The organism is Streptomyces sp. NPDC101110, assembly GCF_044759525.1.
Taxonomy (GTDB): domain Bacteria; phylum Actinomycetota; class Actinomycetes; order Streptomycetales; family Streptomycetaceae; genus Streptomyces.
In genome coordinates this window covers 276,677-297,942 of the sequence record NZ_JBIVZM010000011.1, presented here as the reverse complement: position 1 = coordinate 297,942, position 21,266 = coordinate 276,677, and the positions used below count along the sequence as shown (strand labels likewise).

Here is a 21,266-nt window from a genome sequence, read left to right as displayed (position 1 = left end):
CGTGCGGCGTACGACCAGGACGTGCTCGACGATGCCGGCCTTCCCGACGGCCTCGTCCACGGCCGGCTTGAGCGCGGACGGCTTGCCGCGCCGGTAGCCGCCGTCGGCGGTGATGATCACGCGGGCGTCGGCGTCCTGGATGCGGGTGGCGAGCGCGTCCGAGGAGAAGCCGCCGAAGACGACCGAGTGGGCGGCGCCGATCCGGGCGCAGGCCAGCATCGCGATCGCCGTCTCGGGGATCATCGGCATGTAGACGGCGACCCGGTCGCCCGCCTGGACTCCCAGCTCCAGCAGGGCGTTGGCCGCTTTGGAGACCTCGTCCTTGAGCTCGGCGTAGGTGATGGCGCGGCTGTCGCCGGGCTCGCCCTCGAAGTGGATGGCGACCCGGTCGCCGTGTCCGGCCTCCACATGGCGGTCGACGCAGTTGTAGGCGACGTTGAGCTCGCCGTCCTTGAACCACTTGGCGAACGGCGGGTTCGACCAGTCGAGGGTCTCGGTGGGCTCCTTGGCCCAGGTCAGCCGGCGGGCCTGCTCGGCCCAGAAGCCGAGCCTGTCAGCCTTGGCCTGTTCATACGCCTCCGCCGTGACGTTGGCGTTCGCGGCCAGGCCGGCGGGGGGTGCGAACCTGCGCTCTTCCTTGAGCAGGTTGGAGAAGGAAGGCCTCTCACTCACTGTTCCTTGTCCTTCCTCGTCAGGTTGGCCAGGCTCTCGGTACTCACGACATCTCCTTGTGCTGATCGGGTTCAGGGGACGAATGGTGTGAACGGCGAAGTCGTCAGCTGGCGCCGGCGCCGGTGAGGGAACGGACCTGAAGATCCTTGAACTTGTCCTCGTCCGTCTCCTCGGTGCGCGAGAGGACGGTGCCGAGCCAGCCCAGCAGGAACCCGGTCGGTATGGAGACCAGTCCCGGGTTCTCCAAGGGGAACCAGGCGAAGTCGGCGGCCGGCAGCATGGAAGTCGGCTTGCCGGACAGCACCGGCGAGAACACGACGAGCAGGACCGATGCCGCCAGGCCGCCGTAGATGCTGAAGAGAGCGCCCCTGGTGTTGAACCGCTTCCAGAAGAGGCTGTAGACAAGCGTGGGGACATTGGCGGACGCCGCGACCGCGAAGGCCAGCGCGACGAGCGCGGCGGTGTTGAGCTTGTCCGCGAAGAGACTCAGGACGATGGAGACCGCTCCGATCACCACGGCGGCGTACCGTGCGACGACGATCTCCCTGCGGCCTTCGGTGACGCCCTTGCGGATGACGTGGGCGTACAGGTCGTGTGCGAAGGAGGCCGAGGAAGCCAGGGTCAGTCCCGCGACGACCGCGAGTATCGTCGCGAACGCGATCGCCGACACCACGGCGAGCAGTATGGCGCCGCCGCTGGAACCCACCCCGCCCCCGAGCCGTTCGGCGAGCATCGGGGCCGCGGTGGTCCCCGCCGGGTTCGAGGCGCTGATCGCCTTGGGCCCCAGCAGGGCCGCAGCGCCGAAGCCGAGCGCGATGGTCATCAGGTAGAAGCCGCCGATGATCGCTATGGCCCAATTGACCGAGGTACGTGCCGCCCGTGCGGTGGGGACAGTGTAGAAGCGGACGAGAATGTGGGGCAGACCAGCCGTGCCCAGGACCAAGGCGATGCCGAGGCTGACGAAGTCCAACCGGGTGAGGGAGTCCAGGCCGTACTTCAAACCGGGTTCCAGGAAAGTGTCCCCTTTACCGCTGGCGTCCGCGGCGGCCCCCAGGAGGGAGGACAGGTTCCAGCCGAACTTGTTCATGACGAGGACCGTCAGCAGTAGAGCACCGGCGATCAGGAGGCCTGCCTTGATGATCTGTACCCAAGTCGTGCCCTTCATGCCGCCGACCGTCACATAGAGGACCATGAGCGCGCCGACCGCCAGGATGATCCACTTCTTGGTGTCTTCCCCAGAGGCTCCCAGCAGGAGCGCCACGAGTGATCCGGCACCGACCATCTGGGCGACGAGGTAGACCACCGACACGACGATGGTCGAGGTCCCTGCAGCCGTGCGCACGGGCCGCTGGCGCATACGGGCCGCGAGTACGTCCGCCATGGTGAACCGCCCCACGTTGCGCAGGGGTTCGGCCACCAGCAGCAGGGCCACCAGCCACGCGACGAGGAATCCGACGGAGTACAGAAATCCGTCGTAGCCGAAGAGCGCGATGGAGCCGGTGATGCCCAGGAAGGAGGCCGCAGACATGTAGTCACCGGAGATGGCCAGGCCGTTCTGGAAGCCGGTGAACGTTCTGCCGCCTGTGTAGAAGTCGGTGGTGTCCTTGTTCTTCCTGCCCGCCCAGACCGTGACGGCGAGGGTGGCCGTGACGAAGGTGAGGAAGAGCGCGATGATGAGGGTCCGGTTCTCCGCCGCGCTGGAGGCGGCCATCGGCAGTGCGCCTGGATGCGCGTTCACTTCACACGCTCCTCTGCCGGTAAGCCTGCGGGCCGACGGCCGGATCGGTGACCTCGTCCTTCAGCTGAGCGGCGAGCGGGTCGAGACGCCTGCGGGCCGCCCGTGAGTAACCCGAGGCGATGGCGAACGTCGACGCGAACTGGCCGAGGCCCAGCAGCAGTGCGCAGTTGATGTTGCCGATGACCTTGAAGGTGACCAGCTCGGGGGCATAGGTGCACAGCAGGACGTACAGCATGTAGAGGGAGAAGAACGCCGCGGTCAGTGTGAAGGCGAGCCTGCGGTGGCGGCGCCTCAGGTCCTTGAACTCGGGTGTGTCGTACAGCTGATGGTAGCCGTGGGGTCTGTCGTAGGTGGTCGTCAAGGTTTACTCCTGATGTGCGGGAAAGGCCGATGAGGTGGCGTGCTGCTGGGTGAGGGTGCTCACCGGGATGCCTACGTCTCGTTCGGACTGCGGTGGGACCACGGGCTGTGGGCCGCTCGAGCACGGTGCTGAGGCCGGCCCCGGCGTGCTCTCCGCCGCCCTCCCGGTGAAAACCATGCAGACAGTGAAGACGCTGGCCAGGAGCGCGCTGACAGATATCGCGATGATTACGGTGCCCAGCGGGCCGGCATGGGCCGACCGCGCAGGCTCGGGACATCCGTACAGTTCGTCTGTCGGCGGCAGGACTTGGGCTTCGGGTGGGCCGGTGGACGGCATGGTTCTCCAAACAGATACAGGGGGCGCGCCGCGGAGGCCGCTGAAAGGGGGCGCCGTCGCGAGGTGGGTATGTCGGTTGCAGGCGCTTCGTGGAATGCTGAGCTGACACTGCCCGCGACGTGCTGTGGCGGTATCCCGCGAGGCGTGCGACGAGCACGCAGCGGACGCCGGAACGGAACGTCATCCTGTCACGGGCGTCACTGCTCAACGCGCTGATCCACCCCTGCTCACCCCGAAAGATCTCGACGTTTCGGTGCTCCCCCTCCATGGCCGCGCCGGAGGCTGGGTACGGTTGGCAGGCACGTCGGACACGCGCTTGCCGCGCGTCGGGGCAGTGGCTCGCGGCGGGTGCCAGGTGTACTGACCCGTCATTCGCGGCCGTCATGACTGCCTCGGTAGGGAAGGGGAAGACTTGTGAGAGCGCCTCGCGAGCACCGGTTCAGTCTTCTGAGGGTGCCGCGTCCTTGGCCGGCCAGCGCATGATCCCGCCGTTGACCGGCCGGGAGGCCGAACGGGAGGAGCTGCGGCGCACACTCGACCAGCCGGCGGGACCGCACCGGCTCATCCGAGGTGGCTTCGGCAGCGGGAAAACCGCACTTCTCACCGATCTCTTCGAGAAGGCCACGGACATGGGCCAGGTGGTGCTGTGGGCGTCCTGTGTCCCCGCGGACCGTCTGCGCGGCGGATCGCTGATGCGGCAGTTGGGTGCCTCTCGGTGGACCTCGGGCTCGTCGTCGAGTGAGCAGGTTGCCGAGGCGGCCGGACCACCGGGGCCGTTGGTCGTCTTCATCGACGATCTCCAATGGGCGGACGCCGATTCGCTCAAGGCGCTCGCCGACCTCCTTCGGGCGTCGGACTCCGACCCCAAGCTGCTGAACATGATCGCGTCCTTGGGTCCGGGTGACTCAGGTGACGAATATGCTCTGGGCCGTGTGCTGCGCTTCTTCCACCACCGCACACAGCTCTCCCCGCTCAGCGGTCGGGTTATGGAGCACCATGCGCGGACGCTGGTCGCGGAGGCGCCTGAGGAGGTACTCCGGTCCTGCCTCAGCGCCACAGGCGGCAACCACTATCTGTTCCGCACCGTACTGGGCGCCCTGATCGGCGGCTCGTGCGCCGAGGGCGAGCAGGCGCCGGAGCAGATCATGGCGGGCCTGGTGCCAGAGGTGAGTGCCGCCGTCAGGCCACTGCTGAGGTTCTTCGGGTCCGGTTGCGAGAAGGTCGCGACAGTCCTCGCAGTGCTGGAGACCGCGCTGCCCGCGGAAGTGATCGCGCATGTCAGTTCCATGGATATGGAGACCGCTGAGGACCTGGTGCACGCGCTGGCGCGCGCCGGTGTGGTCGAACGTGTCGGTGACTGCGTCCGGATGGCGTCCCGTCTGCTCGCCGCTGCGCTGGCTTACGACACTCCGCCCAGCCGTCGCGCCGAGTACCACGCGCGAGCGGCGCGGTTCCTGGTCACCTGGGGTGCGCCTGCCGAGCAGCTGGCCCGGCATGTGTTCCACAGTCCACCAGGCCTGGAGTTCGCCGTACCGGCACTGCGGGCGGCGGCCGACGTCGCGATGGCCCGGTGTGTCCCGGAGGAGGCGCTGACGTATCTGCGCCGGGCTCTGCGCGAGGAAGTCGACGACGGCGCCCGGGGGGAACTGCTCGCGCAACTCGGCCGGGCCGAGATGGACTGCGATGTGCCTGCGGCGGTGAAGGAGCTGCGCACCAGCCTGTCGCTGGCCGGGCATCCGGCCGCACAGGCCTCAGCCGCCCGCCAGCTGGCCAGCGCGCTGTTCGCGGTCGATCACTACGAGGACGCCGTCGCGGTCCTGCAGCGCACGATCGAGCGGCTGCGTCCCCGGGACCCTGCCTTCGCGCTGCGCCTGGAACTGGACTACCTACTTGTCAGCATGGGTGAGCCCGAACCAGCGAGGCAGACCCGGGCACGGCTGCGCCAGCTCTCCATGGACCATGCGACTACCGCTGCGGTGGAACGTCCTCTCGCTGCCCTGTTGAGTTTCCGCGCCGCCGCGCTCGGTGAGATGTCTGCTCAGGCGGTCGAGTGGGCGCTACACGGGTTGCGCCGGGGTTTGCTGCCGACGGACGACGAATCGCTGGTCTATTCCTGTGCTGCGCTCGCCCTCAGTGCGGCGGGCCGGCCGGATCTCACGTTGGAGCACGCCGCCGCCGCTGTGGCCCAGAGCCAGGCGCAGGCGTCGGTTCTGGCGTTCGCTCAGTCCGTGAGCGCCCGCGCCAACGCCCTGTGTCGACTGGGGCGGTTCTCCGCTGCACAGGCGGACGCGGAAGCGGCGCTGGCGGCTCTGGGTGGCATCGGCATCGGCCGCAGTGAGAGTCACTGCGTGTTCGCCGTGGCCACCCTGGCGGAAGCACTCATCCGGCAGGGCCGGGTGAGCGAGGCCGAGGCCCTTCTGGTGGACAGTGACCTGATGGGGCCGTCGCGCACCCATATGCTGTACGACTACCCGCTGGTTGTGCGTGCCTGGCTGCACGACGCCCAAGGGAAACAGACCGAGGCCCTCGCCGATCTGCTGCACTGCGGTGAGCGACTGGACGCGCGGGGCATGCCCGCGCCCGGGTTCTACCCCTGGCGCTCGGAGGCAGCGCTGCTGTACCTGCGCCGGGGTGAGGGCGAGCGGGCACTCGCCCTCACCGACAAGGAGCTGCAACTGGCCAGGACCTGGGGGGTCCCCGAGACCATCGCGGTCGCGCTGCGGGCACGGGGCCTGGTGACCGGGGGCCGGTCGGGGCTGGACCATCTGGAAGAGGCCTGCCGGATTCTCGCCGGCACACCTGCGCGCTTCCGATACGCGCAGGCTCAGGCGGACAGGGGGCTGCTGGCCTTGGAGTGCGGATACACGGATGAGGGGCGTGCCGCGCTTCGGGATGCGGCCAGCCTTGCCTTCGAATGCGGTGCCGAGTCCGTCGGGGACCAGGCCCTCGCGGGCCTGCGCTCCCTCGGCGACCGGCCCCGCACTCCAACCTTCCGGGGGCGCACGGCGCTCACACTCGCTCAGCGGCAGGTAGCGGAACTGGCCGCGCAGGGCATGACGAACGCTGAGATCGCCCAACGGCTCTACGTCGGTGTGCGCACCGTCGAGATGCATCTGACCAAGGCGTATACGAAGCTCGGGGTACAGGGCCGTCATGCCCTGTATGAGGCCTTGAACTGACGTACTGCCCCCCCCGGGAACCGCGCGGCCGGCACCATCTGGCGGATGATGACGGCCGCGCGACGGGCACGAGGAGTCAGGCCGCGTGGTGCGCGGGCGAGTCTTTCGCGTGTGACCGGCACTTGGCCAGTGCGCGCGTGACGGCCTCGGCCATGGCCGCTTCTCCGCGGGCGTTGGGGTGGGCGGGCGCGGCTGCCGTCCTGGGTGCCAGATCCTCGATCCAACGGCGTTCGGCCGGCTGGCACATGTCGTGGCCGATGGAGGGTGTGTAGGTGTCGACATACGTGGCGCCCTTGCGCACGGCGCGTTCGGCGAGCATCGCGTTGAGCCGGATGGTGGTGTCCCGGAGGTAGGGGAAGTCCCCCGCTGCGAATGGTGCGCTGCTGCTGGCGCAGCCGATGCCGTCGTGCGGGAAAAGGCTTGGGTATCCGACGATGAGCACCTTGGCACGCGGCGCGACGCGGTGCACGGCGTCGATGACCGTGTCAACCTTCGGAGCAGTCTCGTTGATGCCTTCCAGGAGCCGGTCACGGCCTCCCTCGGTGAAGTGCTCACGACATGGGGCACCGGCCGGCTGAGAGTTGCTCAATTCGCCGCAGGTCTTCAACACCTTGGAGAATCCCACTCCGTCGTTGCCTCCGATGGTGACAGTGACGAGGTCGGTTCCCCTGTTGAGGGCATCGAACTGAGCCGGCTCTCCATGGCGACTCACGGCAAGGTCCGCCGTGGTGGCCCCGGAGCAGGTGACATCCGTCAACCGGGCGGTGAGCCTGGCTGCCGTAAGCGAAGGGTAGTTGCGGCTGGAGCGGGCGCACGCCTGGTGTACCTGGGAGGGAACACCAGGGGCGGCGGCAAAGGAGTCGCCCAGCGCCACGTAGTCGACGCGGTCCCGGAGCTCGGGTGCGGCGGTGGCACTGCCGCCCGTCATCGGCATCAGCAAGAGGGCGCCGAAGCAGGCCGAGGTCAGCACCGCCATCCGGCGCGTCGATCTGGTGGGCACAAGCATGGTGTGTCTTTCTTCTTGGTGCCGGACGCGCTGCAGGAAGCAGCGCTCATGCTGCCGTCTCCCGGAGCGTCGGGCGAGCGTCGGCCAGCACTGTCCTGTCTGCCATCCGGGACGGGAAACACCTGATGTCCACCTCACACAAGAGATGGGGAGCGTCACGGGGGCCACTGACCCTCTCTACGAGGAGAGCGGAACTCGCCACGATGAGACCCAGAAGCACTCCCCAAATGAGCCGTCGAAGAACTCCACTCATCACCGGCCCCCGCTTTCCCGCCGGTTCTCCGTGAGGCCTGTCTCACTGGCCTTGTGATAACGGATCGAGTTCTGGGTGCACAGCTCCCAGTCGCAGTGACATGCGGGTTCGTCCAGTGTCGACCGGAGAGTTCCGAACGCTGAATCCCGCCTGGGAAATGACATCTTGACTTTCGTGGCCATGCGCTCCCCCGTGATCAGGTGCACCGCAAACGCGGCTGACGCAGAGCAGATCACTAACGACAGACAGGCGTGACCGACTTGAGGAGGACTCTGAAACGACGACCGTTGCAAGTCGCCTTTCACCGGACTGATTCCCCGTCGCCCCGGGCAACCTCTCGGGCTTCCCTGTCAATAACACTCGCGAGAAGGGGAACACCGTCACCTCCGCAGCCCGGCCGCTGATCTCCGACGCCAGCAGGCACGGGCCCGGAGCGGCCAGAAGGATCGCCAGGTTGCTGATCCACAGCCGGAGCAGGACAACGATGACACCGGCCATGGTGACGTAGGTCTTGTTGTACGAGGCGGGGGCCGATGCCGTGGAGCGCTTCGACCGGAGCGCGGCCAGCCACGTGGCGGCGTGGTCGGGCTCGGCAGTGGCGAGCACGCCACCCGGGGGCGTCGATCTGCGCGGAGGCAGGGGCGGCGGCGACAGTCGGGCCGATGCCGGCGCGGACGTCGGCACCGAGGCGGGACATGATCCGCAGCCACAGAGCCTCTCCCAGGTGACGGGTGCCAGTGCCGTGGTAGGGCAACGCTTCTTTCACGCGACGCCGGACAGCGAGTTGCCGTCACCAAGCAATGTTTCGGTACGACTGCCCAACATCTCGGGGGGGGCACGGTGGCGGCCAAGGTCGGATCCAGTGTGGGATTCAGGGATGCTGGAACGCAGAGAACTCCTCATCTCCATGGCAGTTGTAGCTGTCGTCACCACGTCAGGCTGTTCGCCTCTTGCTGCCGACGCTGCTGCCCAAGCGCCTGTGCGAGGAACCCCCGGATCGGCAGGAGTTGGTGACTCCATCTTCCCAGGGGCCGGCAACGGCGGCTACGACGTGGCGCATTACGCGCTGGATCTGACAGTAGAGCCGAAATCAAGAGCTGCATTGTCCGGCACCAGTACAATAACGGCAAAAGCGACTCAGAACTTGTCGCGCTTCAACCTGGACCTGTCGCGACTGACTGTCGAACGAGTCGAAGTCGATGGCACAACGGCAAAATTCAGCAGGAAGGGCAATGAGCTCACGATCACGCCGAGCAATCCGATAGCCAAGGGAGCGAAGTTCGCGACAGTCATCACCTACCACGGCACACCAAAAGTGCTGCCGGGACTCATCGGTGGCTCACAAGACGGGTGGATCAAAACCGATGACGGGGCCTTCGTGATGGGTGAACCTCTCGGTGCAATGACGTGGCACCCCGTGAACAACACGGTTCACGACCCGGCGACCTACGATGTCGCGGTCACCGTGCCCGCCGGCCTCACCGGAGTCTCCAACGGGCGTTATGTGGGCAAGGAGAGTGCCGACTTCGGCAGGAACACCTTCCGCTGGAGTAACAGGACACAGACCATTCCGTACGCGGCCACTCTCGCCGTCGGCAAGTTCACACTGGAGACGGGGAAGACAAAGGCGGGTGTACCCATCGTCAACGCGGTGGACCCGCGACATCATGCCTCGTCACGCAAGGCCCTGGAAGAGATCCCCGCGATCATCGCCTGGGGTGAGAAGCTTTTCGGTCCATATCCGGTCGACTCGGCCGGAGCGATCATCGACCACGCCCCCAAGATCGGAGCGGCACTCGAGACGATCGGCCGTCCTGTCTACGGCAAGACGCCGACGAGCACCGTGATGGCCCACGAGTACGCCCACCAGTGGTTCGGGAACTCGGTGCGGTTCTCGGACTGGTCGCAGATCTGGCTGAACGAGGGCTTCGCCACCTACGCCATGTGGATGTGGGACGAGGAGCGGGGGCGAGCGACCACCCAGGAGTGGTTCGACGGTGTCTACCGGGTACCGGCAGAGGACAAATTCTGGGCACCCGTACCCGGGAAGCCCGCGACGGGGAAGGAACTCTTCGGGGACCCGGTCTACTACCGAGGTGCCATGGTCCTGCACAAGGTACGGCAGGCAGTCGGCGACAAGGTCTTCTCCAAAATACTGAAAGCATGGACAGCCGAGCACAGGAACCGTACCGCGGTCATCGAGCAGTTCATCTCCCTTACGGAGAAGATGTCAGGCAAGCCGACGCGAAAGATCTTCGATGTCTGGCTGTTCGGCAAGGGCAAACCGAAGAAGCCCTGATCCACTGAGCTGAAGGACCAAATGCCGGGACGACGCCGTGCCAAGAGGTCCCAGGCTGTCGGAAAGCCGGATGTCGCGGAGAGATTGGTGTGCATTCTGTCTCCCGCGTCCGCGCGCCGGTTCCCGCACTGAGGCATCCCGCGGCACGCCGCTTCGGGAAAACTTGCACCCGGCTCAGGGGCGATGCTGTGGCGAGGGCTTGTCCCGCAGGGCGGCCTCCAGGCGCCAAAGGACGGCGATCCGGTTCTCGGTCAGGGCCTTGGTGCGGTCCGGGGGTGCCGACCGACACTCGACGCCGATCGCCCTCGATCGCCCTGACGCCGCCACCAGCCGGTCGCCTTGCGCGCCGAGGGCATGGTCGTCCGGCTCGCCGACGGGGCCCTTCTGACGGGCCCCGTCCGCGTGCTGATCGCGCGCACGATGGTGGAGTCGACTGCGACGACCCAGTCGAGGTCGCCTTCGGTATCGGCCCGGGCCAGCAGAGCTGCCTGGTTTCGCTCAACGCAGCGGCGCATACGAGGCGGGCGGTACGAGGCCGACTGAGTAGGCGAAGATGGCGGCCTGGACGCGGTTGGCGAGTCTCAGAAGCCGTAGTACGCGGCTGACATGGACCTTGACCTGGGACTCGCTCATCTTCAGCCTGGCCCCGATCTCACTGTTGGACAAACCCTGAGCCAGAAGGGACAACAGCGTTCGCTGCTCCTGCCCGAGCAGCCTCAGCCGCTCTTGCGCGCCGGCGGTCGGTTCGGCAACGGTGTGGCGCTGGATGAGCGTCCGGGTCATGGACGGAGAGATGATGGCCTCGCCCCGGGCAACCACTTTGACCGCGGTGATGAGTTCATGGGGATGGCTGTCCTTGAGCAGGAAACCGTCCACGCCGGCCTTGAGGGCGGTGAACAAGTAATCGTCCACGGCGAACGAGGTGAGCATGACGACCCGCGGCGGGTGTGCGAGGCGCTTGATGGCCAGAGCGGCGGCGAGCCCGTCCATGCCGGGCATCTGGATGTCGGTGACCACGACGTTCGGCGAGAGGGCCGTCGCCGCAGCGACGGCCTCGCGTCCGTCGGCGGCGTCGGCGACCACGGTGATCTCCTCGTCAGCCTCCAGAATGAGGCGGAGGCTCTCCCGGGTCAGTTGCTCATCGTCTGCGATGAGGACAGTTATCATCCTGGCCGTCACTCCACATGCGTGCTACGGACCTGTGCTTCACACAAGTATGGCAGTCAGTCATGCCCTGCGCATGGGTGACAACAGCCCTGGGTGCGGTGGGACAAGCCACCGCACCCAGGCAGGGTCAGGGTCAACCTCCTTGACTACGGCGTCTGCGCAGCGCGAGGAGGACACCTACGCATGCCGTGGCCGCCACACCCCCCGTCACAAGGCCCACACCGCCGAGGTAGTTCTCCCTTCCTTGCGCTGTCGTGCCAAGCGCGACGGCGGGAGACGGGGTTCCACGCTGCGTAGGGGCCGCCCTTCTCTTCGCCGCCGAGATTCGTACCCGGCCCTCCCCGTAGCCGAGCTCCGGGAAGGCGCTGCGTACGGTGACCCACCATCGGCCTGGGGGCAGTGCCTCGACGGTGGTGTAGGCGCCCGGGGTGCCTCTTACCGGGACGAGCTGCCAGGGACCGGCGGTGTGTCCGTCGGTCGCGCTGGCGATCAGGGTGCCGGTCAGCTTTTGTGTGACCGGGTCCTTGTCGTTCTCGTACGTCGCCAGCATCAGGACCCGCCCGCCGTGTCCGGGCTCGACCCGGAAGGAGATGGTGTCGTCATGGGCGGCAGCCTGACCCGCGCCACCTACGGCCATGAGCCCGGACATCAGAAGGAGGATCAACGGGCGGTGCGGCCTGCCCACTTCGCTCGCCCTCACGGCCTGGACCTGGTGGTGAATCGCAGGGCCGGGCCCGGCCGGGACACGCCCTGGGCGGTATGCAGACGGATCGACACTGTGTAGGTGGTTCCAGGCCTGAGCCCGGTCAGGCGCAGCCTCGTCCGGTTGACGTCGCGCAAGGTCCGGCCGTTGACCTTCACGGTATATCGCTGGGCGCCGGTAACTCGCCGCCAGGTCAGTGTGGCTGTGGTGGTTGTGACGGCACTGGCCGAGGGCCTGGGAGCCGTCGTCGGTCCGGTCGGGCCCGTGCCCTTGCCTCTGGCCAGGAAGACGTTGTCGGCGACGTTCCAGTGGGTGGCCAGGTAGCTGCCGGGCCGGGGAGCCGTGTGGAAGTAGTCGTCGTGCTTGCAGTCCAGTCGATGCTCGGCGGTGCGGTCGGTACACACCATGCGCATGCGGGGATAGTAGGGTGCGTCGGAATAGCACATGACGTCCTGCTCGTCCACGCAGTGCGCACCCTTGCTGCTGTTGGGTGCGCTGTTGTTCACCGCGCCCAGGTTGTGTCCGAGTTCGTGTGCGGCCACATGGCCGCTCCAGCAGCCGGTGTCCACCCGCGCGTAGGAGGGGCCGAAGTTACTCCGGTTGTCCGCACTCGGCCGCTCGTCACCGGCGAACGTGCCGATGCCGCAGTACACCCGGGCATCGATGAAGAGCATGTACTTGCGGTCGCGCCGGTTGAACCCCTTGTCGCTGAGGGCGCGGTTGGCAGACTCGAAGCTTTGGATGGCATTGGCCTGCACCGCCACGGGCGTCACCGCCGCCGTGCAGTCGGCGTCGGTGAGGTAGCGGATGTGCCGGGTCCCACCGGTCTCGGCCGCGCTGGCGTTGTAGATGGCATCCGCTTCCGCGGCCCACTGCTTGAAGGAGGCCTTGTACTGTGTGAACCGGTTCTGGCCCTCTGGATGAACGTACAGGACCTGGACCCGGTTACCGGACCGTCCATCGCCGATGCACTGCCCCTTGGCGCGGGGGCCCGCCGTGGCGGAGCCGGCCCGGGCGCGCCCCAAGGCTTCCACCGGAGGAGTGTCCTTGCTGATGTCGACGCCCTTGGGGGGCGCATCGGGCCCGTGGCTGCACTGGTCCGACTTCGGCAGCCGGTACAGGCCGACGCACGGGTGCCCTTCCGGTGCGGGCTGGAGGCCCTGGTAGACCATGCCGCGCGCGCTGTCGTTCCTGGGGGGCTCGGCCAGCGGGGCGGGCGCCTCGTCTCCGTCGGCCGAGGAAGACGCCCGATTCTCCGCCTGACGCGGTGCGTCCGGTGTCGCGTTGCCGGGAAGGGCATTGCCTATGGCCATGGCCGCACCAGCCAGACTCGCTGTCAGCATGAGGGCGGCGGCTATGAGCCGTGGCTTCTTGCGGCGGTGCCTGCGCGGTGGTTGCTCGTCCATCGTGACGAAGGATCCGTTCTCTGAGAGGTCGGGCCCGGGCCGGAGGCCGCACCATCCGGTGCGTCTTGACCGTGCGGGGCGGGGCGAGGTACCCCTGCTGGAGGCCCGGCAGTGGGTGCTGCGGGTGGTCAGCAGGCGAGGAAGCGGCAAGTCAAGGGCCAACGCCCGTCCGGCGCATCGTCCGCGTGGACGAGGGTGTGTGGAACGTTCGTCGACAACGACGAACGTGATCCTGCAAGAACAGGAAGACAGTGAACGACAACCAACCGGACGGGAAGTCAGAGAATGACACTGCGGCTATACCTGATTACGTGTGGCAAATGTTTACCGACGATGAGAGCGCCTCGCGCGAGGTGGAGGCAGTCGGCGAACTCTGGCAGCCTCACGTGCCGGAGCGGCCCGCCTGGCACGAGCTTGACGACCGGGGGAAACGCCGTCGTGTCAGCCGTATCGTCGCGGTGGTCCTCACCTGTGCGGTGATGGGGACGCTGAGCTGGCGACCCGCCGAGGACAATGAAGGGCGTCGAGGCAGTGACCGTACGACGTCGCACCAGTCGACGGAGGCCGCTGTCCCGGGCGACGCCCGTTCCGCCCGTCCCTCACCGGGGCCATCCGGTTCTTTCGCCGCATGCCTCAAGCTGTCCGAGGACACGGCTTGTTGACAGGTAACTCCGCGATGCCACCGTCGCAGTGACTTCGTGCCGGCCTTCGCTGTCATCCCACAGGGCGACGTCCTTGACGGTCGTTGCGGGTTGACTCGTTGCCGTCCTGCCGCGGCAGGACGGTCCGGGCGCCCGGCGGTCCACGCCTGATGACACTTCCCCCGCCTCGGGCGCGGACTCGCCGGCGCCGGGACACTGAGCACCGGTCGGATGGTTCGGCACCGCGTGCTTGAAGATGCCACGAGAGCGGTCGAACGCTCACCCGATGCAGAGCGACGGGCTCCCCGACTCACCGTACGTGTGGTCGGCCGGTGGTTCCTTCCTGCCCTCCGGGCTCCGGCATGGGCGTAGCAGTCCCCGCCCCGTCGATCCGATCCACACGACTGCATCGAGACGAACGGAAGGTACCGACAATGAATCAGCACCGCCGCGTCAACCATACGAAGAAGGTGGTCGTCGGCCTTATGGCCGCAGGTGCCGTCGCCACGACGGCCGGAGTCCTGACGAACAGTGCGCAGGCGGCCCGCGAGGGCTCCGGAGACGGCGGTACCCGTCCGGCCGGCGCTCAGACCGCATCCTTCTTGCCTGTCGTCGACGTGTCGAACGGCGCCGTGCTCGATCTCGCCGCCACCGCGAGGAAGAGCGGCGTCAAGCACTTCACTCTCGGCCACATCCAGCGCGGTAGCGGATGCACCACCGAGGACCAGGACAAGGCCTTCACCGGGCTGGAGAAGTTGCGCAGGGCCGGTGGCGCCGTGCAGGTCTCCTTCGGAGGGGACGGCGGCGATCTCACGCCCGCCTGCTCATCCGCCGAGAGGCAGGCGGCTGCCTACGCCAAGGTCATCGACACACACAAGCTCAATGAAGCCGACTTCGACGTTCAAGGGTTCGTCCTCAACATGCCGGACCTCAACGCCCGCCGGTCGCAGGCCATCGCGCGGCTTCAGAAGGATCACCCGGGGCTACGGGTGTCGTTCAGCCTGCCCGTGGTGTCCAGCGGCCTGACCCCGAACGGCGTCAAGGTGCTCACCGCTGCCAAAGCCAAGGGAGTTGATATCTCGATGGTGAACCTCGTCACCGGCAACCCCGGTGCCGGGGCCACCGGGCCCGACCTGCTCAAGTACACCACGGGCGCCGCGAACGCCGCCCATCGGCAGATCTCAGCAGCCCTCGGGCTGCCGGCGGCGAAGGCATGGCAGTCGATCGCCGTCACCCCGAGGATCGGAGCGAACGACTTCGGTGAGCGGACTTTCACCCCGCGGGATGCCAAGGGACTGGTCGCCTTCGCACGTTCCAGGCACCTGGGTCGGCTGTCCATGGACTCCATCAACCGGGACAAGCAGTGCCGGGACAGTGTCACCGACACGCAGTGCAGCGGCGTCCGGCAGAAGCCGTTCGCCTTCAGCAAGGCACTGGGCTCCTACGAGAGCCGTTGACACCTGGAGGTAAGAACGCGGGGCCGCGGGCGAATTCCCCTCGTGGCCCCGCATTGTCACCCAGTCTCTGCGCCAGCGTCAGTTAAGCTGCTTGTCCGACATGGTCGCTGGGTCTCTCAGCCGGCAGAACCCCCGACAACCTCAGCGGCGCCGTGTTCAGCACACGCAGCACCTTGCTCTTCAGCGCATCAGTGCGGCTCTCGACCACATCGCGGGCACCGGTGGCCTCGATGCGTGCCCGTACCTCGTCAGGGCGGCCGCGCCGAGGTAGACCTGTTCAGCAGCTCGCGCAGGCTCGTGCCCTTCGATGGGGGTGGGCCGGTGTGAGTCCTGTCATGCGCGGCGCACAGGTGGGCCATGGGCAGCCACAACTTCGAGACGACCGCGCGGTGATCGGCATCCGCAGCAGCTTCTCGGCACTCACCGCGTGCAATGCGCATCTCAAGCTGATTGCGGCCGTGATCCTTCTCGCCGGGTGCGACAAGACGACCCTGCCGCGCTCAAAGGGCGCGGGTGGGCCGGCGATTGTGTTCAGCGGCGGCCCAAGCTCAACGCCGCGTCCGGGGCAGGGCCGTCGGCTCGGTCACGGACATTTGGTGTATGACCGAGGGACTGCTCCGTCTGGCCACCGCACGCGGAACGCTGGCGGTCGTTGGCCGGCCGACCGACGCGTCGCACGGATTTGGTGCCGGCCGGTGGGGAGGTGCTGCACCTGCGGGCCCGTCCCACGGGCGGCGACTGGCGCGGCCTGCTCGACGAACTGCCGACCTGCGGCGTGGGCGCCGTAGTGGTACCGGCATGTCACCGCCGCTCAGGCCATCGTGGCCGAACAGGTGACACAGGCTGTGCAATGCGTGCAGGAGACCGTCGAGCGCTGCCACGCGGAGGTCGAGCATCTGTTTGGGCGACGGCCGGACGGACCGCCTGGCCTCTACGGGGTGGTCGAGGGCCGCGCGGCGTGCGGCCTCCCCAGGCTCTCGGCGAGCCTGGGGAGGGCAGGGAGTTGCCGATACAGATGGCGGCCCGGGCAGTCGGTGGCATTGGTGTGGCGGTGCCCGAACACGCGGGGCAGCGTGACCGCCTTCCCCTGGGGAACCTTGTTGCCGTCGACGCCCTTGCCGCTGCCTGAAACCAGGCGCACCCGGCCGACCGGACCGACACCGTAACGGCCGAGCTTCCAGGCGACGAGCCGGGCGATCGCCCTGAGCGCCGCACGCGTGGGCCGGGCCGTCATGGTGTTACCGAGGTACGCGATGCCGACCGTGTTGGTGTTGAACCCGACGTCGTGGGCGCCGAGCACCGGCCGCCCACTGCCCCCGCTGCGCCCTTCGAAGATCTGTCCGCAGCGATCCACGACGAAGTTGTAGCCGACATCGTAGTAACCGCGGGCGAGATGCTCCTGCTGAATGGTCCGCATCCGCGCACGCGAGCGGGCGCAGGAAACCTTGTTATCACTGTTCACCCCCGTGTGATGAATGATCACCGCTTTGACGGTGCTGCCGTATCTAGGCTTGCCGTTGTGCCGGGCGGTGGCGCCCCACCGGGCCTGCGGGATGATCGGCGGCTTACCCGCCTTGAACGTCGTGCCGAGCTGCGCCGTCGGCTCCGGGTCGTCCCCCGGGTCCAGCAGGCGTACGGCTGTCCCCCTCGGCAGGTCCTTCGTGATCGTGCCGTCGCCTCGGACGACCCTGATGTCGAACCCGTCCGACTCACCGGCCCATACCGAGGCGGTGCCGCCGCGTGTCCCGGGGTGCCGGCCCTCTGCCCAGTCGGCTGCAAGCGGTTCGGCGCTGAGCCTCGTCCACGGCGACCAGGAGCCGTTCCGCGCCGAGTGCGTCCGGATCTCTGGGGTGCCCGGCATCTGGGCCCGCGGGTCCTCCCAGGTCATCATGACGGCGCTGAAGTGCTGCGGCCCGCGATAGGCGTAGGTGTCCACCCCAATGCCGTCGTCCGTCAACGGCACGGTGTGCACACTCGCCGTACGTGCATGACGCTCCGGCTGGACGGGCGAGGAGGCCCCCGCGTAGGTGGCCGCTCCCGCCCCACCGAGCAGGGCGCAGCCCACGGCCAGCCACGTTCGTGTCGTCTTCCTGAGCGACGTGCGTCGGTGCGTTTTTCGCCGAGTCACTCCTCAACTCCTCAACACGTGTACGTCGGGCGCGGGCTGTCGCGCGGGATCGGTGACCGGGCGTTGCACGACGAGCCCGGGGATATCCGGTGGCTGGAACTCCACCTGTCCTGCCTCCTGCTCGTCCGCCTCCGGCCGGACCGGCCAGCGGCGTGGTGCGGCTCTGTCTTGTGTCCAGGACGTGAGCACCGCCACCGATGCCACCGGACAGGGCTCGTCCGGTGCCTCGGCGTCCTCGTCACTTTCGCAGCTCTGCCGGCACAGGTCCTCGTTCCAGGCCGGCCGGGGGTCGGGGCAGCCGGGGAAGGGCCAGGTGAAGGGGGTCGCTTTCTCGTGCCGCACTGCATCTCCAGGAGTTCGGGAAGCCGGGGCGCAGCGAGTCAGTGCCGCGCCAGCCGACGGAAGCCGTCGGTCGAGGACTGCAAGTGAAAGGCCAACGAGCGACACGGGTAACCCTCTTGAGGATGAGGCGGTGAAAACCACCCGCTGGAGATACCGCGGCAGGGACCCGAATCCGACACCGAAATTTTTGGGGTCTACGGCCTGCTCAGGCCGTTCTTGTGCGGTGTAGAGAGCGGGGAGTGGCTAACGTCTTGTCATCCGGTGCCTGCATTGACACCCCTTCCCGGCCCGCCGTCCTCACCGCGTGGGCCGGTGTCGTGCGTCCACCCGTCCTCACGGAAGCAGTTTCCTTTCATGCACACTCTTACCGCCGCGCTGAGCCTCGCTCTCCCTGGACTTTCCGCATGCCGACCGGGTGAGGAGGAGGCCTCCTCCGCCCGGGAACTGCCCACGGCGCTCACCGAGCCGAAGCCCCTGGGTTTGGCGGACGCCTCCCTGCCGAGCGGTCTGGTGTCCGCAGTGAGGACGCGGTGCCCATGACTCACCACCCGCACCTCCCGGCGGCCCATGTCGTCGTGGTCGGAGGCAGCGTCGCCGGCCTGTTGACGGCACACGTACTGACCGGGTGGGCAGACCGTGTCACCGTCGTGGAACGCGACCTGCTGCCCGTGCGGCCGACGTCCCGTCCGGGTGTGCCCCAGGACCGCCATCCGCACGTCCTGCTTGAGGGCGGCCGACAGGCGCTGGAACGCCTCCTGCCGGGTATGGAAGCCCTTTTGTGGGCTGCGGACTCCCCCCGTGTGGGGGTCCCCTCGGATGTGCTCCAGTGGCAGGAGGGGTCTTGGTCACGCCGCTTCCCCTCCACCACCTACCTGTACACGGGACCACGGCCCGTCCTTGAGGCAATCATTCGCGAACGGGTCCTCAAAAACCCGAAGATCGCAGTTGTCCGAGCGAAAGCCACGGGCTTGCTGGGTGACCACCAGCGGCTCCGCGGCATCAGCGTCCACCGGACGGACGGGAGCGACACACCCACCGTCCTCAACGCCGACATCATCGTCGACGCCTCCGGCAGGCACTCCAAGTTCCCCGTGTGGCTGGAGGCCCTGGGCGCCGAACCGCCGCACGAGGAATGGATTGACACCGGCCTCGGCTACGCCTCCCAGCTGTATCGCGGCGACATGACGGGCCTCGGCGACGCCAGGGGCTGTTACATCATGCCCGACGCATCCCAGCCCCGGGGAGCCGTCATCCTGCCGCAGGGGCGCGGCACCCACCTGGTGTGTCTACTCGGACTACGGGGCAGCGAACCTCCGGTGGACCAGGTGGAGTTTCAGGAGTTCCTACGTCTGCTACCACATCCCTTCCTGCACGACTGGCTCGCGACGGCCGAAACGGCATCACCGGTGTTCGGGTTTCGGCACACAGCGAATGTCCGCCGCCGCTACGAGTGGGCCAGTGTCCCCGCCGGACTCCTCACTGTGGGAGACGCGCTGTGCTCCTTCAACCCCGTGTACGGACAGGGGATCTCGGCCGCGGCCCTGAGCGCGCTCGCCTTACGAGCTGTGCTGGAAGACGGACCGACCTGCTCGACTCACCGCCTCCAGCAGACCGTGGCCACCGCCTACGAGCAACCATGGCGGCTCTCGTCGGCAGGGGACGCCGGGTTGCCAGGTGCCACCGGCGACATCCCGGCTCCAGGCCTCCTGGACAGGTGTCTCGGCAGGTACATGCGCCGGATACGGCGCCTCGCCCCGCACGACCCTCACGTGGGCAGCGCGTTCCGTGCCGTGCTCACTCTGAGCAAACCGCTCACCTCACTGCTCAGCCCCCGGGTCGCCTTGAGGACCTTTCTGAGGTCCGTTCCTCCTGCGCTCGTCGAGCCGCCGACGGCGAAGTCCCCGATGGCAACGTTGCCGAGGAAGCCGAAACGAATGAGAGAGGAACGCCCAGTGAAATCCACCGCGTCCCGTGGCGACCGCATCACCGCTCACTGCGGACTTGTCTGCGTGCTGATCGTCAGCACGATGTTCGCCGTGATCGCGGGACCCCCGTTCGGGACCGTCATCGCCGGGTTGTTCGCCGTACTCTACCTGTGTGCCCTGACCTTCTACTCCCTGCGGCACAGGAGCATCGCCGACGGGGCGCACCGGGCGTACCTGTTCACCTTCACGTGGACCAATTGGTTCTGAATTGCTCCCGGCAAGCGCCGGACGTCGTCGACGCATCTGCGATGGCGCAGTTCGTCGGTGTCACGCCACGGTCCCGTACCTCCACAGGCCCGCACGCCCACGTTCAGGTTCCGGCTCCGCGGCGGGAGCAATGACTTGTACCGGCTGCCGGATGACCTCGGTGTGCGACGACGATCCGGCGGCTGAGTCAACTGGCCACTGAGTCAACCACTTTAGTCAACCCTTGACGTTCCTGTCAGCTCGCCCATAGATTCTCAATCACTGCTTCCCACGAGGGACCGACGGTGAGCGTGAGTGGGGGCTGAGTACCGCTCAGGTCGATGCCTGGGTGCTTGACGTCATTTCAAAGGCCGGCCATCTCGATGTCGGACAGGTCGTTTCGGGCCCACAGAACCCACCTCCCCGGCTGTGAGCCACCCATGCCCGCGGCTTCAGGACCCTTTTCCAGAGGTCAACATCGGGGTGCTGCTCAATGCGGCCGGCTGTCGGCCGGTACGCCCCCGTGCAGTCGGCAGTGACACAGACAGAAAGGACAACCGTGGTCAAGGAACCCTCGGCGACGAGTGGTGCTACGAACGGGGTGGGGCACCGACGCCCGAAGGCTTCCACCTTGTCCGTGCAGCCGAGTAGACGCCTGCCCTGTTACCGCTGGCTCAAGCCGCTGACGGACGCCCTGACCGGGCGGACGGCCGCGGACGACCGCATGCTGCAGGAGTTGGCTCAGCGGGCCACCTGGCCATTGCCGGAACGCTTGCGGGCCGTCGCTGTCGTCCAGAAGCCGGCGCACGCCGTCCCTTCGGCCGGGCCGGGTTGGCTGGCCGACTGGAGCGGTGAGCATCCCTATGTACTGATCGCGCATCCGGGCCCGGATCCAGCGACGCTGCTCAACCGGCTGGTAGGTGACCTGCCCGTCGTGGTGGGCCCGGACCTGCCGGTGCACGGTGCTTCGCTCTCACTGCGCTGGGCGCGCTCACTGCTGCCGATCGCAGCCCGTGAGAGCGCTGGCCGACGCGTCGTGTTCCAAGTCGAGGACCATCTGCCCGCGCTGCTGCTGCTCCAGGACGAGGCGTTGACCCAGTTGCTCATCAAGCGGCGGCTGGCGCCCCTGGCGTCACTGACCCGGCTGCAACGCGAACGGCTCACCGAGACACTGACGGTCTGGCTGGAGGCACCCAGCGCCACGGAGGCCGCCCGTCGGTTGCACGTCCATCCACAGACCGTCCGGTACCGCATGCGCCAGGCCCATCGGCTGTTCGGGCCCGAACTGAACGATCCCGCCACCCGGCTGGAGCTGGTGCTGGCGCTGCATGGCCTACGGCTGACTGAAGCACCCCGCTGGGGGGTCCTTGGCAGCCCTCCAGCATCTCAGCGGTGCTCCTGACAGTG

General features: G+C 67.6%; 13 protein-coding genes. 5 read left to right on the top strand and 8 right to left on the bottom strand.

Annotated elements, in window-relative coordinates; all coding sequences use genetic code 11:
* The 3 genes from ACIQU3_RS25860 to ACIQU3_RS25850 all read right to left on the bottom strand — a co-directional run.
* The coding region (locus ACIQU3_RS25860; RefSeq protein WP_403927970.1) for an AMP-binding protein at positions 1 to 672 on the bottom strand (672 nt) is incomplete at its 3' end.
* Between the two features lie 103 nt (positions 673 to 775).
* Positions 776 to 2,383: a cation acetate symporter gene (locus ACIQU3_RS25855; protein ID WP_403738672.1), complete on the bottom strand. Its 1,608-nt coding sequence runs from the start codon at positions 2,381 to 2,383 to the stop codon at positions 776 to 778.
* A 28-nt stretch (positions 2,384 to 2,411) separates the two neighbouring features.
* Positions 2,412 to 2,771 carry a DUF485 domain-containing protein gene (locus tag ACIQU3_RS25850; protein WP_403738634.1) on the bottom strand — a complete coding sequence of 120 codons (360 nt, stop codon included), beginning with the start codon at positions 2,769 to 2,771 and terminating at the stop codon, positions 2,412 to 2,414.
* An 800-nt stretch (positions 2,772 to 3,571) separates the two neighbouring features.
* Here ACIQU3_RS25850 and ACIQU3_RS25845 point away from each other — a divergent pair.
* Positions 3,572 to 6,286, top strand: coding sequence for an AAA family ATPase (locus ACIQU3_RS25845; protein WP_403927968.1), 2,715 nt, complete (start codon positions 3,572 to 3,574; stop codon positions 6,284 to 6,286).
* A gap of 76 nt (positions 6,287 to 6,362) precedes the next feature.
* On the opposite strand, the gene ACIQU3_RS25840 is transcribed toward ACIQU3_RS25845, so the two are convergent.
* Positions 6,363 to 7,292: an SGNH/GDSL hydrolase family protein gene (locus ACIQU3_RS25840; protein ID WP_403927965.1), complete on the bottom strand. Its 930-nt coding sequence runs from the start codon at positions 7,290 to 7,292 to the stop codon at positions 6,363 to 6,365.
* 1,130 nt (positions 7,293 to 8,422) lie between these two features.
* Here ACIQU3_RS25840 and ACIQU3_RS25835 point away from each other — a divergent pair.
* A complete protein-coding gene (locus tag ACIQU3_RS25835) occupies positions 8,423 to 9,844 on the top strand; it encodes a M1 family metallopeptidase (protein ID WP_403927963.1) in 1,422 nt (473 codons plus the stop codon).
* A 498-nt stretch (positions 9,845 to 10,342) separates the two neighbouring features.
* On the opposite strand, the gene ACIQU3_RS25830 is transcribed toward ACIQU3_RS25835, so the two are convergent.
* The 3 genes from ACIQU3_RS25830 to ACIQU3_RS25820 form a co-directional block, all read right to left on the bottom strand.
* Positions 10,343 to 11,011: a response regulator gene (locus ACIQU3_RS25830; RefSeq protein WP_403927960.1), complete on the bottom strand. Its 669-nt coding sequence runs from the start codon at positions 11,009 to 11,011 to the stop codon at positions 10,343 to 10,345.
* A gap of 133 nt (positions 11,012 to 11,144) precedes the next feature.
* The gene (locus ACIQU3_RS25825) at positions 11,145 to 11,660 is read right to left on the bottom strand and encodes a hypothetical protein (protein WP_403738605.1); all 516 of its coding nucleotides are present in this window, start codon (positions 11,658 to 11,660) and stop codon (positions 11,145 to 11,147) included.
* A gap of 47 nt (positions 11,661 to 11,707) precedes the next feature.
* The gene (locus ACIQU3_RS25820; RefSeq protein WP_403927957.1) at positions 11,708 to 13,120 is read right to left on the bottom strand and encodes a fibronectin type III domain-containing protein; all 1,413 of its coding nucleotides are present in this window, start codon (positions 13,118 to 13,120) and stop codon (positions 11,708 to 11,710) included.
* 1,075 nt (positions 13,121 to 14,195) lie between these two features.
* Between ACIQU3_RS25820 and ACIQU3_RS25815 the strand changes: the two genes are divergently transcribed.
* Complete coding sequence (locus ACIQU3_RS25815; protein WP_403927954.1) at positions 14,196 to 15,218, top strand: chitinase; 1,023 nt, start codon at positions 14,196 to 14,198, stop codon at positions 15,216 to 15,218.
* A 931-nt stretch (positions 15,219 to 16,149) separates the two neighbouring features.
* On the opposite strand, the gene ACIQU3_RS25810 is transcribed toward ACIQU3_RS25815, so the two are convergent.
* Complete coding sequence (locus ACIQU3_RS25810) at positions 16,150 to 17,346, bottom strand: N-acetylmuramoyl-L-alanine amidase (protein ID WP_403927951.1); 1,197 nt, start codon at positions 17,344 to 17,346, stop codon at positions 16,150 to 16,152.
* A gap of 1,034 nt (positions 17,347 to 18,380) precedes the next feature.
* Between ACIQU3_RS25810 and ACIQU3_RS25805 the strand changes: the two genes are divergently transcribed.
* Entirely contained in the window at positions 18,381 to 19,880 is a 1,500-nt protein-coding gene (locus ACIQU3_RS25805) for a monooxygenase (RefSeq protein ID WP_403927949.1), read from the top strand.
* 616 nt (positions 19,881 to 20,496) lie between these two features.
* Complete coding sequence (locus ACIQU3_RS25800; RefSeq protein ID WP_403738589.1) at positions 20,497 to 21,261, top strand: PucR family transcriptional regulator; 765 nt, start codon at positions 20,497 to 20,499, stop codon at positions 21,259 to 21,261.
* Positions 21,262 to 21,266: the final 5 nt, after the last annotated feature.